Source organism: Salinicola socius, assembly GCF_001937195.1.
GTDB classification, from domain to species: domain Bacteria; phylum Pseudomonadota; class Gammaproteobacteria; order Pseudomonadales; family Halomonadaceae; genus Salinicola; species Salinicola socius.
This window is the reverse complement of sequence record NZ_MSDO01000072.1, coordinates 1-1,515: the sequence shown is the minus strand read 5'-3', so window position 1 is coordinate 1,515 and position 1,515 is coordinate 1. Positions and strand designations below refer to the sequence as shown.

The following is a 1,515-nucleotide window of genomic DNA, read 5'->3' as shown; positions in this document are numbered from 1 at the left end:
TCCATCAATCCGTGCTGCGGGAGTTTGCCCAGGGCGTCCCCTGCAACGTCGACACCGGCGAATGCCTGGACATGGAACACGGCTTCAAGCGCTTCATCGACACCGTGCCCCACCTTACCGGCCTCTGGCAGACCGCTCTCGGCAAGTACCGCCTCGACCACTCCCGCAACCTCATCGACAGCGCCTGGCAACTGCTCCAGGAAGACGCCCGGTTCTACGATCACGAACCGCACTTCCTCTACAAACGGGCCCGCAAGGCCCCTGGGCTCGGCAACGAAAAGAACGTCGCCCTGGTCGTGGGTAATCTCATCTCGCTCTACGCACGCCAGGGCTTCACCACCCAACAAGCCATGAACGGCCTGACGCGCTGCGGTGCCTGGGACGACATCGCCAACTACTACCGGAGACGGGGGATAGACGCCGATCAGCTACGACTACTCATCTCGCAACGGCTCGTCGAACGGCGATTACTGGGGAAAGCGGCCTAGTGGCGATCAAGAAAACCGCGAAGGGATGGCAGGTCGATATACAGCCTGGAGGTCGTGGGCAGCGTCGAATCCGTAAGACCTTTCCGACCAAAGCCCAGGCACAGCGCTTCATGAACGTGACGCTCGGCAAAGCCATTGCCGGAGAAGACTACGCACCTCGGAAACGGGATAGGCGTCGAATCCTCGACTTTGCCCAACTCTGGTATGAGGTCCAGGGAGTCTCCCTGAAAGATGGCAAGAATCGCTTTCGCAAGATGGCGTATCTGGCCGAACTCATGGGCAACCCAATGCTATCGACCCTGACGCCGATGGATATCGTGCGTTTTCGCCAGCAACGTCTCGATGCCGGCATCTCTCCCAACACGACCAATCACGATCTCGCCCACCTGCGTGCCATGGTCAACGTCGCGATCCGCATGGATGACTACCACGGAGAAAATCCGTTCGCAGCAGTCAAGGCTATCCGCCTACCTGAAGCGGAGCTTTCCTACCTCACCCATGATCAGATCGACGCCCTGTTCGACGAATTGAAGCAATCGCGCAATGCCCATGTCTGGCTGATCGCCACGCTCTGCCTGACCACCGGATGCCGCTGGAGTGAAGCCCAAACCTTGAGAAGCGAAAACGTCCAGCATCGCCGAGTTACCTACGTCGGTACCAAGAACGGTCGCAACCGAACCGTGCCGATCAGTGACGACCTCTATGAAAAGTTAAAGAATCACGGAAAACGAAGCGGTCGTCTGTTCCCCCAGGACGCCTATCAGGCTTTCTCTGAGGCAATGAACCGAACAGGAATCGAGCTGCCTAAGGGCCAACGTACTCACGTCCTGCGCCATACATTCGCTAGCCACTTCATCATGAATGGCGGTGACTTGCTGACGCTGCAGAAGATCCTCGGACACCAGACGATTCAGATGACCATGCGCTACGCCCATCTCTCCCCCGACCACCTGGCCGACAGCTTGAAATTCGGGCCGAAAATGCCCGGTCGACACTTGGTTGACACCGACGAGAAATGGAACCCTGA

1 protein-coding gene and 1 pseudogene are annotated in these 1,515 nt (G+C 58.3%); both read left to right on the top strand.

Annotation, left to right across the window (positions count from 1 at the left end):
• Positions 1–488, top strand: a pseudogene (locus BTW07_RS18795) (hypothetical protein); the annotation flags it as partial.
• Positions 488–1,515, top strand: a 1,028-nt coding sequence (locus BTW07_RS18790; protein ID WP_075571662.1) for a phage integrase, incomplete at its 3' end; no start/stop codon positions are given. The pseudogene BTW07_RS18795 and the gene BTW07_RS18790, both read left to right, overlap by 1 nt.